Here is a 17,541-nt window from a genome sequence, read left to right as displayed (position 1 = left end):
GTCAGAATCAAACGCTCATCGGCAATCGCTATGCCATCTGGAGCGTTGTCAACCAGCAACTTGAACGTTTGCAGCTCCGCTTCCTGCCGGCGCAGCGCCGTTATGTCTTCGTATATACCAAGGACGCCGATGACCACGCCATTGCGCTGCAACGGCGACTTACCGGTGCGAAGCCAGATAACCGAGCCGTCGGCCCGCTGTAAAGGTTCCTCGATTCCGAAGCGTGGCCCCGACTCCATCACGGCGAGATCATCGCGACGGTAGTCGCTCGCCCGATCGCGCCACGGGAGATCGAAATCGGTCAAACCGATCACCTGTTCATAGGATTGCAACCCACAATCTTGCAGAAACCGACGATTGCAACCAAGAAAGCGACCTTCGCGATCTTTCCAGAAGACTGCTTGCGGCAGGTTGTCAATCACCATTTGCAACCAGGCGCGGCTCTCCTGAGCGGCGGCGCGGGTCGCGTGCAGCTCGCCAATATCGTGGGCAATTGAATAAATCTTGACGATCTGTCCCTGCTCATCATAATGCAACGACATTGCCCACAACAAATGGAATACTCGCCCATCGCGATGCACTGCCCGGTTTTCTACCATCACCGAACGTCGGCCCTGCTGAGTCCATTCAAGAAAACCCTGTTGCATCACTTCCCGATCATCCGGATGGATGAAATCGAGCGCGTCCCGTCCGATCACTTCTGCTGGCGCATAGCCAAAATAGCGCTCAGTCGCCGGATTCACGTAGGTAAAAACGCCGCGCGCATCCACTTCAGTGACGAGTTGATCGGTGGTTTCGACGATTTGTTGATAGCGTTCTAACCTGAGCACTTGTTCGCGCAACCGGACATTTTCCGCCATAAGCGCAGCCATATCGCCTGTAGCCATACCGATGCTCCTGTGGATAAACGCTAACGGATCAGGTTTGTGGACAAACTCAATGATTTTGAGTATATCAAACGTGAATATTCACCGCAATTGGATGTAACGTCTTTTACGGTCAGGACATCGAACCTCAATCGCGATCGGTTTGTGATCTTCAGTACGCTTTTCTAAATTGAGTGCGCTAAAGAACGTCTCTGTCAATGTCGCCACCCGGCGCCAGAGCGCCATCACAACCCATCAGTCAGGCATACCCGCCAGCCGTGTTGTCTGTGCGTCGCCACTGTTTGGTCACTACGCGGGCGAGCAGAAACTTGATTCGGATTAGAAGTGTGATAAGAGCTGGCCACGAAATGCGCCAACCGACCAGAACAACTACGCTATGCGCGCAGGCTCGCGAGCAAGACATAGAAGGTCAACCCGTGGATCTACCCGTTGTCAGCGTCACTTGCCAGGCCCGTTCACTCATCGACAGAGAAAATCGATTAAGTCACGCTTCGCGATCCAGTGACCACAAACCACTTCCCAGCTTAATATCTGCCGTGCCCAGATATGCCAGTGTCAACTCCCACGATACGAAGCCCCCTTAGATCGAAACGGTGTTTCAGCAACTTATCAGAATATCCATCGTTGCAAATCAGCGCCCTCACTTTATACAGATCACATGTTCGTTACCTGAACAAGCCGGTTCACTCCTCGGTTTAGGCAAAAACTCTTGACAGTTCTGGTCATCTTAACAAGGCGAAATGGTGAAATGAGCCACTCCAATGGCTAGACTGCGCACCATGTACCTGTCGCTATTGACAAACTGCGCAAAGTATATTACTATTTCTATACTTTTGCGACGCTACGCTGTGATTGATGATTCCGTTCACACACAGTGTCAACGCCGATGAGAAGCTGAAGCCAGACTGATACGTAACTGATAACGCCTCCCTCAAAAGTCAGCTTCGCTTCCCAAGCTGTTGACCGTCAGCCCCACCATGAGCGTGGATATAACCCAATAATCAGGCTGACCGGTCGACAGACAGAAAGAGGAAAGACGCTCCATGATTGAGCTACATCACGATCGCTCAGGTGATCTACTCCCGCTCGAACTGCAACGACTTCGTGAACGCGCCGTTCACTATCGGAGTAGATACAGGCAACGCTCGCGACCATTTGCCACAATTAGAGCTATTATTCCTTCTACGCCAGATTTGCAACGCTGGCTCAGCCAACTTCCCTCCCGCTATCTACTTCATTCCGTTGTCTCCCTCTTCTTACCAATTGCCCTGCTCCTTGGTCAATTGCCATTGCGACCGGCGCAGCCAACGCCAACATTGCCTACCGCTGTGCCATCTGTCGCTGAGGGAGATGTGCCGCTCATCATTCTTGGCCCAATTAATCTTGACCTTGCGGCTACCGGTGAGGAAATTGGCGACCCACCGCTCTCTGATGAGGCGTTACCGGTACCATTGACCATCGTTTCCCGCAGCGAAGTGACAGCGCCGCTTATCGTACCGGCAACGATTGTGGCCGATGTGGTCAAGGTGCGCAATGGCCCTGGGCTGGCTTATGATGACATTGCCCGCCTCACTGCCGGCGCAACTATCGAAGTTGTTGGTCGCCATGGCGAGTGGCTCCAATTCCGCACGACAGACGACCCAAGCCTGCGCTGGATTGCTGCCGAGCTGGTTGATTTGCCAGAAGCAGTCTTCTATAACCTGAAACCGGTAGACGATGCCGCCATTCCCCCACCACCACCGCCGAAGGTAGCGACTGTCCGCGAAGATGGGCTTAACCTGCGTGATGGCCCTGGCACGAACTATGTCAGTATGAAGCGGTTGACTGTCGGTCAGGAGTTGTCACTGGTCGAACAGTATAATGGCTGGTTCCTGGTCGAGACGGGTGGATTGTTCGGCTGGGTAACGTCTGAGTTCCTCAATATCGCTCCCGGTGTGGTCGAACGAGTGCCAACCGCAGTGACAATCCCCGATCCCAATCCGCCACTGGTTGGTTCAGTGCTGGAAAACTCGGTGAATCTCCGCAAGGGCCCTGGCTCTGCGTATGATCGGATCGGATCGGTCAACGCCGGCACTGAAGTTAAGTTGCTGGCCCGCCATAAGGATTGGTACCGGGTCGAACTACCTTCTGGCACGAAGGCATGGATTTATGCCGAATTGCTGGGTGTTACGCCGATGGCAGCTCGCCGCGTACCCTACACCAACGATATTCCGGCATTGCCCAACCGCAACCGGCTGGTCAGCAATGGCCCGGTCAATATTCCGGCCAGTGGCGACGTGGCCAGCTATGCTGTGCAGTTCGTTGGCTATCGCTACGTTTGGGGAGGTTCCAGTCCACGCACCGGTTTTGATTGCAGTGGTCTGACATCGTATGTCTATCGCCAGTTTGGCGTTAATCTCCCGCGCAGCGCCGCCAGTCAGTTTAATACACGCTATGGCGCTCTGATCGGGAGCATGAGCAATCTGGCTCCCGGTGACCTGTTATTCTTCGCAAATACTGGTGGTCGCCGTGGTATTTCTCACGTAGCTATCTATATTGGCAATGGGCAGATGGTACATGCAATGACGCCAAGGTATGGCGTGCAGATTTCGGGTATCTGGGGATCGTACTGGACAAGTCGCTTTGTAGGTGCGATTCGGCCATATCGCTAGAAAAACGATTGTTTATCAGGGATCAGGGGCGACACCAATGTCGCCCCTGGTTCATTTCACTACCTCGCTCAAGGCCACAATGACCGCACGCGCCAGATCAATCCGCATCAGCCAGTTGCGCGGATCGGCATCAAAGCGATCTAGCCATGCCTGTGCGCCACCCAGGATTGCCACTTCATCGAGATAACGATCGAGAGTTTCAAATTCGAGACCTTCAGTTGCGCGATACACTAGCTTCAGCCCTGCCTGCTGCGCCAATTGCAACCAGGTACAATCGGCGCCGATGCTGTCATCTCGACTGGTCGTGACGATAAGTTCGGCAGCCCGTCGCGACAAACCGCGCGCTGCCGCCATCACGTCCCATGCCTGCCCGGTGATCCGCGCAAAGAATTCATTCACGACCGTTTCCGTAGCTACCTGTGCCCGTGGATGGCTGGCGAGCGCGCGCGGTGTGCGACCTAATACGGTCAGATCGGCAGCCGGCAAAGCCTGTATGGTGGCAGCTAATTCATCTGGCCAGCACTCGACCCAGTGTAATACCCGATCAAGATCACAGAAGAGCAGCCATTCGGCTTTCGGAAAAGCTGTTAAGGCAAGCTGTACCGCGCCGCGTCGCCAGCGTCCAAGATGCAAATGCCCGATCGGTTGGTCGGCTGAACCAACCTCGAATGCAATATCGGCCCGCGCTAGCCATTCCCGCGTGGACAGCGCGCTGGTTGGCGTCAGTAAAATTGCAATCCCGCCAAACAGGTCACGCAGAGGGGGAAAGGTTCGCGCCATCTGGTCGTAGATCCTTCCATCGGGATCGTGATGGGTGGCAGCCAGCACAATGTTCATCGCAAGTCCCTCGCTTCTGATTGAAAAAGAAACACCCCGCCAGGAGGCGGGGTGTCAGATTGGTCAGACTGCTGGTGAAGTTGCGTAACAACGTACTGTAAATTGAATACCTCTCCGACAAAACGATCAACTACAGGCAAGATTGCGACTGCAACGTTAGCTATGATGCTGCTGGAATAATGGCTGAGATGCTGCTACGATGTCTGCTGGGATGAGTGGCGAATGCTAATCAATTACCGTTTTGTCAATTTGGCAGCCTGACCATATTCAGACGGACAGCTACAAAACACGCTACAATTTCCGTCTGATAACAGATTACTGCTCAGGCAACAGAGTCGCAATAGTGTGATAGTCCTATTTGAACGAAGACATGGTACTATTTCCGATCACCCCAAAAGTACTATATTCCTACCGGCAATGTTGCCCGCTGAACCCTAATAACCGGCGCCTCCATTAACTGGCGCTGCGCGCGGCATCCACAAACCGCCTGACCCGATTGACATCAACCGGATTGGCAATCTCGCCGTCTTGTTTGATGCTGCTGCCAACAATAACCCCATCGGCTACCCGCATAAACGCGGCAATATTCTGTTCGGTTGTGCCACTACCGAGCAGGATCGGTGTATCACCAGCTAATGCGCGCGCCTGTTCTACCTTTGCCAGGTCAGGCGCATCACCGGTCATACGCCCCGAAATAATCAGCGCATCAGCGCCGAAAAAGCGTGTCCACTCGATATGTGTCGCCAGATCAATTCCAGGGAAACGCACCGAATGCTTCTTGTCAACATCGGCAAAGATTTTGATCGACTCGGCATGTAACTCTTTGCGACGGCGCATCAGATCGGCAGCGCAGCCTTCGTCCCAGCTACCAGCATCCCAAACACCGGCGCCGGTAAACATACAGACGCGAATAAAGCTGGCGCCGGCGGCAATCGCGATCCCAAGCAGCGCGACACCCCCATTATGCACCAGATTGACACCTAACGGTAGTTCCGGCACTGCTTGCCGCACCGCGTGCGCCACTACCGCCTGAGCAGCAATACTCTCGGGCTGCACGTGTGGGCCGGCGCGGAAGGGAATATCCCACATATTTTCAACGATCAGGCCATCACAACCACCTTCAGCCAACGCTTCAGCATCGCGAATCGCATGGTCGATAATGGTCTGCATCCCATAGCCAGTGTAACCGGGTGCGCCGGGCAATGGCCAGCAGTGTACCATCCCGATGACCGGTTTGCTGGTGCGGAATATCTCTCGTAGATCACGCAATCGTAACCGATCGAGCTGCTCTTTCCAGAGTGGTGGCATAAAAGTATCTCCTGCTATAGTGGCGGGCGAGTCAGAGTGCATCGGCTACCTTCGCTGCGATATACTCATCGACCGAAAGGGTAGCTACTCTGACTCACTGAAAGCGTATGATGAGATGATACTAGCGGCTATCGTATCCTCGACGCGCACTTGTTACCTGACCCATAGACCAGACTCAAGTGGATGATGGCCAGAGATGAGCGATAATGTCTGCGCTCAATCGACTGCGCACTTCAGCGCCAGACGGGATCGCTTCAACTGCGCCATAGCGCATAGCCGTTAATGCTCCCATGAGATTGGCGAGCGTAGCGCTTTGCGAGAGATCGAGCCCGCGCGCCAGCCCCCAGGCATACGCGGCGCTGAACGCATCACCGCAGGCGGTCGTGTCAACCACCGGCACTGCTGGCGGCAACACGTCGAGTCGACGGCCATCGACGCTGGCCACACTACACCCCTGTGCGCCTCGTTTGATCGCCACGTGGCGCACTCCCGATCCGATCAAGCTATCGAGCGCCTGCGCAACACTCTGACCCGGCAACAATGCGCGCAATTCATCCTCATTCATGGTCAACAACCAGAGCTGCGGGAGCAGGCGCATAATCAGCCGACGCGCCACTCGCACTGCCGGCAAACAGAGATCGAGCGCGATAACGCACCGCTGCTCGATGGCCATCTCCATCGCCTGCAAAGCTGCCGAACGCTGCGGATCGTCAAGCAAGGCATGCGCGCCAACCAGCAGCATCTGACTCGCCCGAATGAGTGATGGTGTTAACGTTGACGCATCACAATAGATATTCGCCCCGCGAAAACTGAGAAAACTCCGCTGACCGCCAGGAGTAACCACAATCCCACAGAGACCGGTAGCTGCGCCCGGATCGATCTGGATCGCGCTCACCTGAACACCATGAGCTTGCGCTGTTTGCAATGCAAAAGAACCGGCAAGATCATTGCCCACACGCCCTATAACGTAGGGTGTCGCTCCCAACCGGGCAACCGCAACTGCCATATTGAGACCGGATCCACCACCGCTCCAATGTGCTGCCGTCGCCGGATTGTCATCGCCCTCACGGGGAAAATGCGGCAACACAAAGCCCAGATCGACATTGACATCGCCCAACGTCGTCACCACTCGCCGCGTTTCCGCCTCCATCGTCATCCTTTACATGTTGCAGTCAGCTCCGCTTCCGTGTACAATTCTACCCTAGAGTCGAAAACATCGCGCTGCCAATGCCAACGAAATCGACTCTTATCCCGCAGCACAGGCCAGGCTCGCCGCTATGGAAGAGATCCTCATTGTTGACGATAACGAGCAGATAGGCCGTATGCTGGCCAATAGCGTGCTTCCCGAACTGGGATACCGCGCCACGATTGCGTTGACCGGCCAGGGAGGGTTAGATCGGCTCCGCGTTCGTCAACCTGATCTGATCCTGCTCGACCTCCAACTGCCCGACATGAACGGGCTTGATTTTCTGCGCATCTTAACCCGAGACGGTATCGATATACCGGTCATCTTGATGACTGCGCATGGTTCCGAAATGATCGCCGTGGAAGCGTTTCGGCTTGGCGCGCGCAATTATCTGATCAAACCATTTTCTGATTCCGAAGCCCGTCAGGTGATCGATCAGGCGCTCCGCGAGCGTCGCTTGCAGCGAGAGCGTGATCGCCTGATGGCCCTCTTGCAACAGCGCGTGCAAGAGTTGACGGTCTTGACCCGCGTCGGTAAGTCAGTGACGGCGCTGATGGATCAGCGCCAGTTGCTCGATCGGATCGTAGAAGCCGCAGTCTACATCACCCAGGCTGAAGAAGGGCTGCTTTGTGAACTCGATGAACAGCGCAGAAACCTTGTCTTGCGAGCGCAGCGCAATATCACCGCGTCGCCGCTTGCGAACCTGAATGTCACCGATTCGCTGATTGCGCAAGCGTTGCGGAGCGGTAAGCCTTTGCGCCTGAGCAGCTCGACTACCGGTGAACCGATCATCATCGTCCCGGATATGACTGTACAGGCAACGCTGCAAGTTCCATTGCAATTCGGCGATCGGGTGATCGGGGTATTGGTCGTTAATAACCGCCGCGCAAACCGCCCATTCAATGAGAGTGATCAGTATCTGCTCGCCGCATTGGCCGATTATGCCGCTATTGCGATTGAAAATGCCAGGCTTTATCAGGCAGCGCGCAACAGTGAAGCGCGTTACCGCGCCATTTTTTCCACGGCGTCTGACATGATCCTGACCCTGGATACCGAATGGCGTATTGTCAACTGCAATCAGAGCGGCGCTCGCATGCTTGCAGATGAAGCAGATGCTTTGATCGGTCAACCCTTGCAACGCTGGTGCCTGCCGCAGGAGTGGTCGATGATCGCGCAGACCCTGCAACGAGTGACAAATGGCGTTCCACAACCCCCGTTTACCGTTTCCCTTCAGCGGTCAACCAACGAACTTGCTGTAGTAGAGATGAGCGCCCAACGCCTCGATCTTGATACGCAGGTGGTCATCGTCTGCATTGGTCGTGATCTGACCGAACGCCGGCGCCTTGAGCAACAGTTGATTCAGTCAGATAAGCTATCAGCGCTAGGCCAATTGGTTGCCGGAGTCGCGCACGAACTGAACAATCCGCTCACCAGCATTTCAGGATACGCGCAATTGTTGCTGCGCAACCGTCAGTTAGATGAAGACGCGCGCGCCGATCTAGAACAGGTGCGCCAGCAAGCCGAGCGAGCTGGTCGCATTGTGCGCAATCTGCTCATGTTTGCGCGTGAACATAAGCCCGAACGCCTGGTCGTGCAGATCAACGATGTTGTGCATAGCGCGCTAGCGCTCCAGGTCTATCAATTGCGGGTCGATAATATTGCAGTGAAACTGGAACTTGATCCCGATCTGCCGTCAACGGTGGCCGATCCGCATCAGTTACAACAGGTGTTGTTGAACCTGATCACGAATGCTCGTCAGGCAATGAACGAAATTGGCGGTGGTACCCTTACGATCCGAACCACTTTGCGCGAAACACTTGACGGACAGGCGATTGAAATCGCCGTCACCGATACCGGCGTAGGTATTCCAAAGCATCATCTCGACAAGATCTTTAACCCGTTTTTTACCACCAAACCGGTTGGGCAGGGTACCGGCCTGGGTCTTTCGATCTGTTATGGCATCATTCAGGAACATCAAGGCCAGATCTGGGCTGAAAGCCAGGTAGGGATTGGCACCACCATCTTCATTCGCCTGCCGCTCGTTACACCCCAGGCCGATAACGAGACGCCGCTCAGCCCGGCTATTAAACCAGAAAGCATGCCACCGCAACGAGTCCTGGTCGTGGATGACGAAGAATCGGTGCGCCGGATGCTCCAGCGTCTGCTCGGCGAACTCGGTCATCACGTTACCACTGTTGAAGATGTCGATGCCGCGCTGATCGAGCTGGCACATCACGCCTATGATCTGATCATTACCGATCTGCGCATGCCACGAAAGAGCGGGTTTGATCTCAGCGATGCAATTAGTCACTCCCATCCCCACCTCAGTGATCGAATCATCTTTATCAGCGGTGACACCCTAAGTACACTCCAACCACAACAGAAAGAATATCTTCAGGGTCGATTGCTAAGCAAGCCTTTTTCTATTCCACAACTGACAGAACTGTTGCGTAATCTTCCCAAACAGCGAACGATCAATTCGCCCGAACACCCCTGAACTGTGCTATGGTAAGATCAACATTTGTGAGCAATGGCCCGTCGGCAATGGCGCCGACAATGAGCCAGGGATTGAATGCCGGCACAGGAAAAACCATGGATCCATTTATCGCCCAGTCCGTTGCCGCGATTGCGGCCGACACGGTCTCAGGCGCGGTGGAAATTGCCCAAAAATGTGCGGAAGTGCTGGCGCGCGCGGCGCGCAGCCGACCAATGGCTAATCGGGTCGATGTGCAACACGAGGTGCTGGTTGTCGGACGCGCCTTGATGCGCAGCCATCCGACAATGGCGCCGCTCGTGAATCTGGTTAATGGCCTGCTCTGGCGGTTGGAAGAGACAAATGATAGCGAGACTGCCCAACGATTGGTCGATGAAGCGACAAACGATTTTCGTCGTCGTTTACACGTTCACGAAGCGGCAATTGCCGAGACGACACTGCGTCTGATCGGCGAAGAAGCAACCATCCTGACAATTGGGCGAAGTACGACTGTGCGCGCCGCATTACGCCATGCTCAACGCGCCGGACGGCGACCAAGGGTCATTTGCACTGAAAGCCGACCGGCTGGCGAGGGTCGCATGCTGGCCGGCGAGCTGGCTGCAAGTGGAATCAACATTACGCTGATCACAGACGCCTCAGCGGCAACGCAGGTGGCACAGTGTCATCTGGTGCTGGTTGGCGCCGATCTGATCAGCAGCGATGGGTTGATCAATCGCGTTGGCACCTATCCGCTGGCGCTGGCAGCTCATGCTACCGGCGTCCCAATGTATACACTCTGCTCGAGCGAGAAGCTCCTGCCACCAGGATACCGCTTGCCGCCTCAACAACCACCGCCACCCAACCAGCTCTGGCCTGAAGCGCCACCGCTGGTAACCGTGCATACCGCTTACTCAGACCGCACACCGCTTGATTTGCTGACCGGCATCATTTCTGAACGAGGCATTTCACCGCCGGTCGGAATTGAAGCATGGCTGGCTGCAACCCATCTCCATCCCCTGCTCCGCGCTGATATGGAGGCCGCAGCCTGATAACATTACCAGTAGGGATTCACACAGATGGCGCCGCGCGGCGCCATCTCTGTTATACGCGACGCACTAATCGTCGATACACGGCCAGGGTTTGCGCAGCGGCGGTCTGCCACGAAAATCGGGCTGCCTGCTGAGGGCCGCGGCGGCGGAGATCGGCCTGCGCAGTTTCATCGTGCCAAAGCTGTTCGATCAGATCGGCCCAGGCCACCAGATCAAGCGGGGGAGCCAGCCAGGCGGCATCGCCTACCACTTCGGGCAGGCTGCTGGTATCAGCAACAATGGCTGGCGCGCCACAGGCCAAAGCCTCTAACGCCGGCAACCCGAAACCTTCATAGCGCGATGGGTTGAGATAGATGCGGCAGGCAGCGTAAAGCCAGCGCAGATCTTCACCGCCAACAAACCCGATACGGATCACATGCTCATTAAGCCCTAATTCGCCAATCAATGCTAAAATTGGCTCATCGAGCCAGCCACGCGCCCCGGCCAGGACGAGACGGTATCCAGCGGCAGGCCGCCGATCACAACAGATCCGTAGCGCGCGCAACAGGGTGGGAATATTCTTGCGCGGTTCGATAGTACTGACGAAGAGCAGAAAGGTTCCGGCTGTCAGCGTTTGACCATCAATCACGCGAGTTGATCCAGGTGAAAGCTCAAGCGGACGAAAGTGCTCATCTGCCGCTTCGTAGATGACGGTAATGCGTTCGGGTGGCACATCCAGTCGCTCAACAATATCATCGCGCGTTGCTTGCGAGACGGCAATGATGGCATCGGCGCTAACCACCGCTTGATGGATCTGACCATAGTAGCGCCGGGCTTCACGATCAAGAATCTCGGGAAAATGGAGAAAAGCCAGATCGTGAATGGTAATAACTGCCGGGTATGAGCGCAAGAATGGAGGAATAAAATCGGGACTGTGCAGCAGGGAAGGATGACGGAAGAGCACCTCAACAGGTAAACTGAATTGTTCGTACCGATGGTGTGGCGGCGTCAAGAGCCGACTGCGCCGCACACCGGGAACCAGCGGCGTTTGCGATCGCCTGTGTTCAAGCAGTAGTAGCTCCTCATCAGCATTCAGCAACGATGCCATTGCCCTCGCCAGACTGCGAGTGTAGTGGGCAATCCCGCCTTGCCGATACGCATTGAGCCGGGCATCAATTGCAAAACGGATCATTGCTCAGGGGTCAGCATTTTCAAACTTCAATTTCCAAACCATCGCAGGCAAAGGTCACCGTGGGCGGCAAGCCATAATCGGCCTGATAATCCACCGTATGCGTCATATGCACGAGAAAGGTACGTGGCGCGCCGATTGCCTTTGCCACCTCGCCGGCTTCAGGAATTGAAAGATGGGTTGGATGAGGTTCAGCGCGCAACGCATTCAGCACCAATACCCGCACTCCGCGCAATGCCTCGATGGCTGCCGGTGGCACTGCGCTGGCATCGGTCACATAGCCGAGAGGGCCAATCCGGTAGGCGGTCACCGTCCAGGTGCCATGAGGAATAGCGATCGGTATAATCGTCAGCGGGCCAACTTGAAACGGGGTTTCAACAGCATGCAGGGTAATGAGCGGGCGCGATGAACCAACCGATGTCTCTTCAAAGGCATAGCCAAAACGCTGACGCACACTGGTCAGTGTCTGTGGACTACCGTAGATCGGCACTGACCCTTGCCGAAGGCAAAACGGTCGCAAATCATCAAGACCGGCTACATGATCGAAATGGGCATGGGTGAGTAAAACGGCATCGATCCGGCGCAAACCGGCGGCAATGGCCTGGATACGAAAATCAGGTCCGGTATCGATCACGATAACAGTATCATGATAACGGACAAGCGCAGAGGTGCGGAGGCGATGATGGCGCGGATCAGATGAGGTACAGATGGGGCAATCGCATCCAATGACGGGGACTCCCATCGATGTACCAGTTCCAAGAAAGCGCAACTGCATATCGCCGCAACGAATAAGGTAAGTGAAAACTTTGTCACTATCGCATTATAACACGGTTCATCGATTATCGCCGCCGGGATTTGAGCAGAGCATCGCCCTTTGGAACGCGTAAGTTCAGAGATATGCCGGCAACATATGGTATGTAATGCTGTCGTATATAAATAAACTGTTAACCATTTGCTATCAAAAAGCTCTTCGCATCAAACATCATCTATCCTATACTGTGTCATGAGCGGCGCGCATTGATAGCCAGATTCACATCGTCCGGTTATCAGGAGCGACCGGACAAGTCACGGATAACTACTCAATCAAATACGCTGAGTGGCCAGACCAGATCCTACGACAGGTTGTTTACCATGAGCTGGCTGATTGACAGTTTACGAAAGCAGCTCAAATACCAGATCATCATCCCCTTCCTCATCCTGGCAGTCATCGTCTCTGTGGTAGGGCTGCTAGTCGTCGCGTTTTTTCTCGCCAGCCAGCAGCAAGATCGGTTTGACAATGAGTTAGCTGCCGCCACCCGCACAGTTAGCGATACCATTCTGGCCCAAGAGCAGGCCAACCTCAATTTCTTGCGCGAAGTTGCTTTTGCCCAGCGCAATATGATCACCGGCGCTCCCGCCGTGGCTGACGCTCTGAATGAAACCAATGTTGAAGGACTGCGGCTCGCCCTCGAACCGTTCTTTCTTCAGGGCACAAGCCGCAGCGATGTTCGCCTCGATCGGCTCATCGCCTTTGGCCGTGATGGTCGCACCATAGTCGATTTTGAGCGTCCACCCCTCGCTACCGACAGCACGTATATCACCCACGCGCCATTAGATCTCAGTAACGCCTGGTTTATCCCAAGAGTGCTCAACGACGAAGCCGATTCGCGTGGCGACAAATATGCCGGTCTGATCCAGTTTAGCAACACCCAAACCCTGTACCTTGCCACCGTCGCGCCGGTACGGATCGACAACGCGGTAGTTGGCGGTCTGATCGTGGCAGTTCGGATTGATAGCCTGCTTAATACAATTCTTCAACAGACTCGGCTTGACGGTATCATTCTCTACGATCTGGAAGGGAAGGTTATCGCCAGCACCTTTAGTAGACCTTATGTAACTCCTAACCTGGATCCCAACCTTGTCGCCAACTTGAAAAATAATCCCGATCCTTTCGGACGATCGCTGTTTACAACCGAATCGATCAATGGTGACGAATACCAGTTTGCATACGCGCCACTCACTATTCGGGGAGCGCGGAACGGTATTCTGGCTGCCATCCGCGCGCGCGAAGAAGTGCTGGCAACGTGGGCGAATTTCAGCCCGTTAATGACCTTCATCACGTTAAGTTTTGGGGTCTCAATCTCGCTGCTAGGTTTATGGGTAGCGAAACAGATCACCGAGCCGCTAGAGGAAGTGGCCAATGCGGCCCGAGAGGTTGCAAACGGCAACTGGGAACGTAAAGCGAATGTTCGAACTCAGAATGAAATCGGTGAGCTGGCGAAAAATGTCAACTTCCTGACGGAAATCCTGACTGATATGCTCATAACGGTGCGCGCTGAGTCCAGTCAGCGGAAAGCTATTGTCGAGAGTATTACCGATGGCGTTATCTACATCGACACCAGCGGCAATATTGAAATGATTAACCGCGTTGGCCGGCGTTTACTTGGGATCAGTGATGAAGCGCCATTGCCCAATCGTCTGAGCGATCTCCCGCTTGAACAGTTGCGTGAAGGCATTCCCGGTTTTGGCGACCAGCGCGCGCAAGATCTGTACGCGCTTGGACCCTACATCGTGCGATTGTCGATCGCTGACGTACAAGATGAGAAAGATGGAGAATTACTGGGTCACGTTGCTGTCTTACAGAATCTCACAGAGGAGGTGATGGTCGACCGAGCCAAGACCAACTTTATCGGAACTATTTCACACGAGTTGCGAACACCATTGACAGTGATTCGTGGCAATGCCGATCTTCTGCTGCGCGGTCTTGCCGGCCCGCTCGAAGAAGAGCAGCAAACTTTTGTTGAGGCGATTCGGCTGCATGCGAATAGCATGACCAATCTGATCAGCAATGTGATCACGATTGCCAATCTCGACTCTGGTTCACTCAAATCAACCCTGGAACCGCTTGACATCCGGCGCCCGATCGAGGATGCGATCTGGCAAGCGCAGAGTCAGATTAAGGCCAAGGGATTACAGCTTGAGATTCATTTGCCCAAAAAGCTTCCCCCTGTGCTGGCCGACTTCGACCACGTGCGCACCATTATGACCCAGTTGCTCGACAATGCTCGTCGCTATACCAATGCCGGTACGATTACCATTCGCGCTATTCCACAATCGGACATAATGCGAATCGAGGTAAGCGACACCGGTCGCGGGATACCACCCACTATGCACGAGCAGATTTTTGAACGATTTGTTCGCGGCGATGGCGTAAGCGAAGGGATCAATTCCAGCGAACGGGGCATTGGTCTAGGTTTGGCCATCTGTAAGCAGCTTGTCGAGCGTATGGGCGGAACGATCGGTGTTGAGAGCGCGCCAGGGCAGGGCAGTACATTCTTCTTTACTTTACGCTACGCCGATGATACCGCCAGCCCTGAAAAACCGGCAACCCGCATGGAATCGGCTGCCTGATGGTGCCCGCCTGAAACGGCCACTGCCATGGCTGATTCTTGCATCGTTGTTGCTCCTGTTACTCCTGACCTCGTGCGTGATCAGCCTGATGATCGATCAGGTTGCTCCACGCATGACCTGGTTTAGCGGTGACATCAGCAATAGTGGGCGAGTTGATTATAGCTTCTGGAGCAGCGGGCCGCAGTTGCCGCCGTTGAATCCAGAAGCTATCGCCTCACCCGACGAGGAACCAACCCCTGTTAGAACACCTGGCACTGAACCTGAACCGGAAGTGCCAGTCGTGGTCATTGAAGTGCCAACGGCCACCCCAACGCCGACGAATACCCCAACGCCGACGGCAACGCCGACGAATACCCCAACGCCGACGGCAACGCCGACGAATACCCCAACGCCGACGGCAACACCGACGAATACTCCGACCCGCACAGCGACTCCTGCGCGCGCGGCAACGCCAACCCGCACGGCAACACCATCGGCGACACCAACCACGATAGTTACGCCGCCACCGCCACCACCGCCACCACCGCCGCCACCGCCGACGGCAACAAATACCCCGGTGGCAACATTGACGCCAAGCCCAACCCGCACTGCTACACCTGCCCCGACCAATACGCAGGTGCCTACGGCGTCCCCTACACGCACGGCAACCCCTACGCGCACGGCGTCCCCGACTCCGACCCACACACCAACACCGCGTCCCGGTGAGTCGATCTTCTTTTTCGCCAGCGCTGACCTGCGCGTAAATGAAAATATCGGCACCATGACGGTGACGGTGCGATTGGGTTCACCCGCCGAACAAACTGTGCGTGTGCGTTACGAAACGGTTGCCGGTAGCGCCTTGCCCGGCATTGATTACACTGCCACCAACGGACAGTTGACTTTTGCCGCTGGCGATCAACAAAAGACCTTTACCGTAGCGATCATTGCCGACGAACGATACGAACCTGTTGAAACGTTTGGCCTGCGATTGTTGAACCCCGAAGGCGGTTTCATTGGCATTCCTGGCACAGCAACGGTTACGATTGTTGACACTAGCCCGCCCCCTGAGATCAGTTTTGCCGGCGCTGTCAGCACGGCAGACGAAGGTGACGGCTTGATCGCGGTCACAGTGCAACTTAATCGGGTGTCAGATGTCGATGCGCGAGTATCGTATACCGTGGCCGGTACCGCCTCCTTTGCCGATCATGGCTTGCGATCAGGCACCATTGTAATCCCAGCCGGCACCCGCGCGGCGCGGCTGCTGATTCCACTGATCGATGATCCGGAAGCTGAGGCCGATGAAACGGTGATTATTCGCTTGAGTTCGACGGTCGATGCTACAGTCGGCTCGCCTAATGTTCATACTTTGACCATCCAGGATAATGATCAGGCCGGCATTGTTTTGCAACCCTCGACTGTTGATGTTGCTGAAGATGGACCAGATAGCGCCTATACTGTCCGGCTGAGCAGCCGACCTACAGCGCCGGTCACTGTCACTTTGAGCGGTGTGCAGGTAACTGCCAGTCCGACAATACTGACCTTCACACCGGCAAACTGGGATACAGCGCAAACAGTAACTGTACAAGCGATCGATGATCAGATTGCCGAGCCGTCACCACATCCTGGGTCGGTCAACCATGCCGCTATTAGCGCCGATCCGTTTTACCAGGAATTAAGCCTGCCATCGCTCGCGGTACGAATTGCAGACAACGATGCAGCAGGTATTATTACTCTTCCCTTTAGCCTGACTGTTGCCGAAGGCGGTCCGGCAGTGAACTACCAGGTCTGGCTGGCCACTCAGCCGACAGCGAACACGATCATTACAATTACGCCCTCTACACAGGTATTGCTCAATGGTCAGTCCACTCCTGCGTCAATCACCCTTACCTTCACGCCTGACAACTGGGATACCCCCCAAAATATTACCGTACAGGCGGTTGATGACCGGATTGACGAAGGGACGAGCGAAGTAGTGCAAATTGCCCATAGCGCAGCCAGTGCCGATCCCTTTTACAATGCGCTTACCGCTAATGTTGCGGTGACGATAATCGATAACGATCTGGCCGGCATTGTGGTAGAACCTGCCAATTTCACCCTAAATGAAGGCGATACTGCTACATATACTGTTCGACTGAATAGCGAACCAACAGCAGTGGTGTCTGTCCAGATTACGCCCGAAATTGTCGCGCCAATCTCGCCGTTAATTACGAGTAACGGGCAGGTATTGCTCAACGGCCAGACAACCCTGAATCTAACTTTTACTCCAACGAACTGGAACACGCCGCAAACAATCACGATAGAGGTGATTGACGATCAGATAGATGAAACCCTCGATCCAGCAACAACCTATCTTGTCCATTTACGCCATACAGCAATCAGCGCTGGCGACACAATTTACAATAATCTTCCGCCACGATTGATGCCGGTGACAATTATTGAGAATGATTTCATTAACCTCATCCTCACCCCGGGCAGTCTGACTGTAGCCGAGGGTGGGCCGGCCATCACCTACACCGCCCGCCTCGCCACCCAGCCCCTGGCCCCGGTGACGGTCACCATTACCCCTGAGCTGGTCAGCGCCGTCTCGCCGCTGGTCGGCAGCAGCGGCCAGCT

At 55.1% G+C, this 17,541-nt stretch carries 11 protein-coding genes; 5 read left to right on the top strand and 6 right to left on the bottom strand.

Annotated features, from left to right (window positions below; all coding sequences use genetic code 11):
- Positions 1-887: PAS domain-containing protein (locus Q0650_RS06045; protein WP_298816940.1), on the bottom strand; the 887-nt coding region annotated here is incomplete at its 3' end.
- 1,043 nt (positions 888-1,930) lie between these two features.
- Here Q0650_RS06045 and Q0650_RS06040 point away from each other — a divergent pair.
- Positions 1,931-3,538, top strand: coding sequence for an SH3 domain-containing protein (locus Q0650_RS06040; RefSeq protein ID WP_298816938.1), 1,608 nt, complete (start codon positions 1,931-1,933; stop codon positions 3,536-3,538).
- A 51-nt stretch (positions 3,539-3,589) separates the two neighbouring features.
- Here the strand turns inward: Q0650_RS06040 and Q0650_RS06035 are convergent, their stop codons facing one another.
- The 3 genes from Q0650_RS06035 to Q0650_RS06025 form a co-directional block, all read right to left on the bottom strand.
- On the bottom strand, positions 3,590-4,375 hold the full coding sequence (locus tag Q0650_RS06035) for a hypothetical protein (protein ID WP_298816936.1): 786 nt from the start codon (positions 4,373-4,375) through the stop codon (positions 3,590-3,592).
- A 453-nt stretch (positions 4,376-4,828) separates the two neighbouring features.
- Positions 4,829-5,683 carry a BtpA/SgcQ family protein gene (locus Q0650_RS06030; RefSeq protein WP_298816934.1) on the bottom strand — a complete coding sequence of 285 codons (855 nt, stop codon included), beginning with the start codon at positions 5,681-5,683 and terminating at the stop codon, positions 4,829-4,831.
- A 175-nt stretch (positions 5,684-5,858) separates the two neighbouring features.
- Entirely contained in the window at positions 5,859-6,833 is a 975-nt protein-coding gene (locus tag Q0650_RS06025; protein WP_298816932.1) for a carbohydrate kinase family protein, read from the bottom strand.
- Between the two features lie 127 nt (positions 6,834-6,960).
- On the opposite strand from Q0650_RS06025, the gene Q0650_RS06020 reads away from it, so the two are divergent.
- Complete coding sequence (locus tag Q0650_RS06020; protein ID WP_298816930.1) at positions 6,961-9,366, top strand: response regulator; 2,406 nt, start codon at positions 6,961-6,963, stop codon at positions 9,364-9,366.
- Between the two features lie 8 nt (positions 9,367-9,374).
- The gene (locus Q0650_RS06015; protein ID WP_298816928.1) at positions 9,375-10,391 is read left to right on the top strand and encodes a translation initiation factor eIF-2B; all 1,017 of its coding nucleotides are present in this window, start codon (positions 9,375-9,377) and stop codon (positions 10,389-10,391) included.
- 52 nt (positions 10,392-10,443) lie between these two features.
- Here the strand turns inward: Q0650_RS06015 and Q0650_RS06010 are convergent, their stop codons facing one another.
- Together Q0650_RS06010 and Q0650_RS06005 are read right to left on the bottom strand one after the other, a co-directional pair.
- Entirely contained in the window at positions 10,444-11,562 is a 1,119-nt protein-coding gene (locus tag Q0650_RS06010; RefSeq protein ID WP_298816926.1) for a glycosyltransferase family 1 protein, read from the bottom strand.
- A gap of 19 nt (positions 11,563-11,581) precedes the next feature.
- A complete protein-coding gene (locus Q0650_RS06005) occupies positions 11,582-12,334 on the bottom strand; it encodes an MBL fold metallo-hydrolase (protein ID WP_367280797.1) in 753 nt (250 codons plus the stop codon).
- A 356-nt stretch (positions 12,335-12,690) separates the two neighbouring features.
- On the opposite strand from Q0650_RS06005, the gene Q0650_RS06000 reads away from it, so the two are divergent.
- The gene (locus Q0650_RS06000) at positions 12,691-14,949 is read left to right on the top strand and encodes an ATP-binding protein (RefSeq protein WP_298816922.1); all 2,259 of its coding nucleotides are present in this window, start codon (positions 12,691-12,693) and stop codon (positions 14,947-14,949) included.
- A partial coding sequence (locus Q0650_RS05995) for a Calx-beta domain-containing protein (RefSeq protein WP_298816920.1) occupies positions 14,897-17,541 on the top strand: 2,645 nt, incomplete at its 3' end. The genes Q0650_RS06000 and Q0650_RS05995, both read left to right, overlap by 53 nt.

Source organism: uncultured Chloroflexus sp., from assembly GCF_937129525.1.
Lineage (GTDB): Bacteria > Chloroflexota > Chloroflexia > Chloroflexales > Chloroflexaceae > Chloroflexus.
Note: the sequence above shows the minus strand (reverse complement) of the source record. Positions and strands in the feature narration are given on the sequence as shown.